This is a genomic window from Burkholderia sp. (genome assembly GCF_018375725.1).
GTDB lineage: Bacteria > Pseudomonadota > Gammaproteobacteria > Burkholderiales > Burkholderiaceae > Burkholderia.
On sequence record NZ_JAHACR010000370.1, the window covers coordinates 1 to 3,715 of the forward strand.

Genomic DNA, 3,715 nt, shown 5'->3' on the forward strand with positions numbered 1-3,715 from the left:
ATCGACGGCCGCGCCGGGCCGGGCGATCGCGCCAGTTCCTGTTGCGCGGCGCCCCGACCGGGACGCGCCGCGCAACAGGTCGCGTTCCACTCTACGCGACAAGCCACGCGCGACCTCGGATATTTTCCGCAGGCATTCATTGGAGTTTCGACTGAATCGCCATCCCGGCGGCGCACCATCATTCGGGGCCTGATCATACACGCCACCGGAAACCGCAAAACTTTATGCGCATAAACATATATTTCTTATATTTTCAGTAAACGAATTTCGATCTGCGCGTATCGACAAGCTTTTTATGCGCGCACCGGATATCTTTAGACCCGCGCCGCCCGACACGCGCTACGCTGAAACCCCCTCGTTGACGGGGCACCCGACATGCTCAAGCTGCTGGTTCCGGTTGGCGATTCGCCGCGCGCGCTGCATGCAGTCCGTCACGCGACCTTCCTCTATCGGGAGCGCTGTGCGTCGGAGATCGTGCTGATCAACGTCCAGCCGCCGCTGGAAGCCACCCGCCTCGAGGCCTATCATCCGCTGTTCCGGCTGCGCGAGATCGAGCGGCACTTCGCCGAAGGCGAGCTCGCAAAGGCCGTGCAGATCCTCCGCGATGCGGGCGTCAGGTACAGCGTCATGATGAAAGTCGGGCCGGTAGCCGACACGATTGCGTCGGTGGCCGCGGAGAGCGGCTGCGACGAAATCGTCGTCACGGCGCCGCGCCGCGATCCGCTTCACGCCCTGCTTTCGCCGTTCCACCGCAGCATCCTCGACCGCCTCGTGCGCATCTCGAATATCCCGGTCACGGCCGTCCAGTAAATCGCAGACGCGCGACACGCCCGCATGCCGGTCGGGCTGCCCGCGCCCAGGGAGACGGAAAACGCCCGAATCGCGACATCGCGGGCGTCCTGTTTCGCAGCGAAAGAAGATTGCGCCGGCCGCTGCGACTACGCAGCCGGCGATGCCGGCATCACCCACCGGAACGTCAGGTTGATCCGTTCCCCCTGCAAGGCCGGCGCCTTCGGCACGCGATGCTGCCATTCCGCCTGCGTCCGGCCGCGCATTACCAGCAGGCTGCCATGCGTCAGACGATACGCATGCGTCACGCCGCTCGCGCGGTGGCGCAGATCGAACACGCGCGTCGCACCGAGGCTCACCGACGCGATCACCGGCGCATCGCCCAGTTCCGGCTCGTTGTCCGCGTGCCAGCCCATGCTGTCCTGTCCGTTGCGGTAGCGGTTCAGCAGCACACTGTTGAAATGCGCGAAACAGGTTTTTTCCACCGCGGCCTTCAGTTCGCGGACAGCGGGCGTCCAACGCGCAGGTTCGTTGCGGATGCCTGAATACACGTAAACGGCGTCCGGCTCGCCCTGCCACGCGGTGAGCCGCGGCAGCGGGATGCGGCCGCGCGGCGTGCGGATCGTGTCCTGACGCCAGGCCACTTCGTCGATCAACGCGGCCATCGCGCGATCGGCAGCCTCGGGCGCGAGCCAGTCCGGATACCAGTCCACGTCGGGCGCGGGTGCGTCATCGAAAAGATCGAACGTCGACATAACGAATCAGAATTAGAAAGTGCGGGCCAGCGCGATACATAACCCATACTAGCGAAGCGCCGGCGCCGCTGCATGAGCGGGCGCAGGGCCGGAGAACGACCGCCGGCCGCGCCGCCGCCATGCTGCCGATCACCCATCGAACCGGAACAGGGCATCGAGATTCATGGCCCCAGCGCTCCTGCCCAGCCAGCATGCCGCATATCGAAGCCCGCCATCACGTCTTTGGGAACCCGGACAGTTGGCGACTGTCGCCATGCTGATTTAATATCGGCGCCATATCATCCAGCCCGCTTTCCGGGATCCGAGCCCGATTGCGCTGCGACCGGACGATCCGGAACGCCGTCGGCGCCTGCACTCAACCCGCTTGCCGAGCCCGCCACGCAATGAAAAAAACCACGCTGCCCGCGCCCATGCGTACCGCATCGGTGCTCGTGCCGACGCTGTCGCTCGGCGGTTGCGCATTGCACGGCGCGCCCTCCTATCCGCTGTTCGGCGCGTACTTTCCGCTGTGGCTCCTCAGCGCACTGATCGGCGTCGCGGGCGCGATCGTCGCGCATCGCGTCTTCGTCGCGACCGGCTGGGCAGACACCGTGCCGCTCCAGCTGTCGGTCTGCACGGCGATCGGACTCGTCATCACCGTCATTGTCTGGGTCATCGGTACGGGGCAATTCGCATGAAAATCGCCGGCATTCGCAAACCCGCACTGAAAGGCCACCTGATTGCGCTGGCGATCGTGGCGCTCGGCGTCGCGGCTGTCTGGTACGCCTACGACCGCACGACCCGCTACCCGGCAACCGACGACGCGACGATCGACGCCGACGTCGTGCATGTCGCGTCGCCCGTCGGCGGCCGGATCGTCCGGATCGCGGTGCACGAAAACCAGCGCGTCGCCAAAGGCGACGTGCTGTTCGAGATCGACCCGGTGCCATACCGCCTGACCGTCGCGCAGGCCCAGGCCGACGTCGAACTGGCGCGCGCGTCGCTCGAGACGCGGCGCAAGAGCCTGATCGGCGAACGCTCGAACGCGGCCGTCGCGGCGGATCAGACCCGCCGCGCCGGGCACAACTACGACCTCGCGACGCGCAACGTCAAGCGGCTTGCGCCGCTCGCCGCGCAGGGCTACGTGAGCGCACAGCAGTTCGATCAGGCTCAGGTTGCGCAGCGCGACGCGGCGGTGTCGCTCAAGCAGGCACAGGAGCAGCAGCGCGCCTCGGCACAGACGATCGGCGACGACGCCGACGCACTCGCGACCCTGCACGCCCGCGAAGCCGCACTGGCCCGCGCGCAGCACGCGCTCGACGAAACCGTCGTGCGCGCCCCGCACGAAGGCCTCGTGACGGGCCTGTCGATTCTTTCCGGCGAAACCGTCGCGCCGAACCAGTCGATCTTCACGCTGATCGATGCGAGCGAATGGTTCGCCGTCGGGAATTTCCGCGAGACGGCGCTCTCGCAGATCGCGCTCGGCGACTGCGCGACCGTCTATTCGATGATCGACCGCAGCCGGTCGATATCCGGAAAGGTGGTCGGAATCGGCGCGGGCATCGCCGACACCGACCGCATCAACCTGCCGCATTCGCTGCCGATCGTCCAGCGCTCCGTGAACTGGGTGCGCGTCGCGCAGCGTTTCCCTGTGCGTATCCGGCTCGACGAGCCGGACGGCCGGCTCGTGCGCGTCGGCGCGAGCGCGATCGTCGAGGTCCGGCATGGCGCAGCCTGCCGCTGACACCCCGGCGCCCGGACCGCGCGAGATCCTGAGCCTGCTCGCGCCGTTTCCCGGACGCGCCGCGATCGCCGTGCGGGTGGCGCTCATCTGCGCGCTCACGCTGCTTGTGACCAGCATGTACGGCACGCCCGAGGCCGCGATCTCCGCGTATGTCGTGTTCTTCGTCAACAAGCCCGACCGCGTGTCGAGCATCCTGACGGCCATGGCGATGCTGGTGCTCATCACGAGCCTAATCGCGCTCGTGCTCGTCATCGCGATGTTCAGCGTCGATTACTCGGTGTTGCGCGTGTCGTGGATCGTCGTGCTGTCGATGGGGCTGCTCTACCTGACGTCGGCGAGCAAGCTGCGGCCGGTCGGCGCGATCATCGCGATGATCGTCGGCTTCGGCCTCGACCAGCTCGGCAACACGCCATTCGGCGAAGCCGCGACGCGCGGGCTGCTGTATGCG

At 66.7% G+C, this 3,715-nt stretch carries 4 protein-coding genes and 1 pseudogene; 4 read left to right on the forward strand and 1 reads right to left on the reverse strand.

Annotated features, from left to right (window positions below; translation table 11 throughout):
- Positions 1 to 375 precede the first annotated feature (375 nt).
- Entirely contained in the window at positions 376 to 810 is a 435-nt protein-coding gene (locus tag KH616_RS22860; protein ID WP_292252177.1) for a universal stress protein, read from the forward strand.
- Between the two features lie 128 nt (positions 811 to 938).
- Here KH616_RS22860 and KH616_RS22865 read toward each other — a convergent pair whose 3' ends face one another.
- Positions 939 to 1,544 carry an alpha-ketoglutarate-dependent dioxygenase AlkB gene (locus KH616_RS22865; RefSeq protein ID WP_292252178.1) on the reverse strand — a complete coding sequence of 202 codons (606 nt, stop codon included), beginning with the start codon at positions 1,542 to 1,544 and terminating at the stop codon, positions 939 to 941.
- 383 nt (positions 1,545 to 1,927) lie between these two features.
- Here KH616_RS22865 and KH616_RS22870 point away from each other — a divergent pair, with 383 nt between their 5' ends.
- The 3 genes and pseudogenes from KH616_RS22870 to KH616_RS22880 form a co-directional block, all read left to right on the forward strand.
- Complete coding sequence (locus KH616_RS22870; protein WP_292252179.1) at positions 1,928 to 2,221, forward strand: YtcA family lipoprotein; 294 nt, start codon at positions 1,928 to 1,930, stop codon at positions 2,219 to 2,221.
- Entirely contained in the window at positions 2,218 to 3,267 is a 1,050-nt protein-coding gene (gene mdtN, locus KH616_RS22875) for a multidrug transporter subunit MdtN (protein WP_292252180.1), read from the forward strand. The genes KH616_RS22870 and mdtN overlap by 4 nt, the downstream gene beginning before the upstream one ends.
- Positions 3,248 to 3,715 (forward strand): annotated as a pseudogene (locus tag KH616_RS22880) (FUSC family protein); the annotation flags it as partial. The gene mdtN and the pseudogene KH616_RS22880, both read left to right, overlap by 20 nt.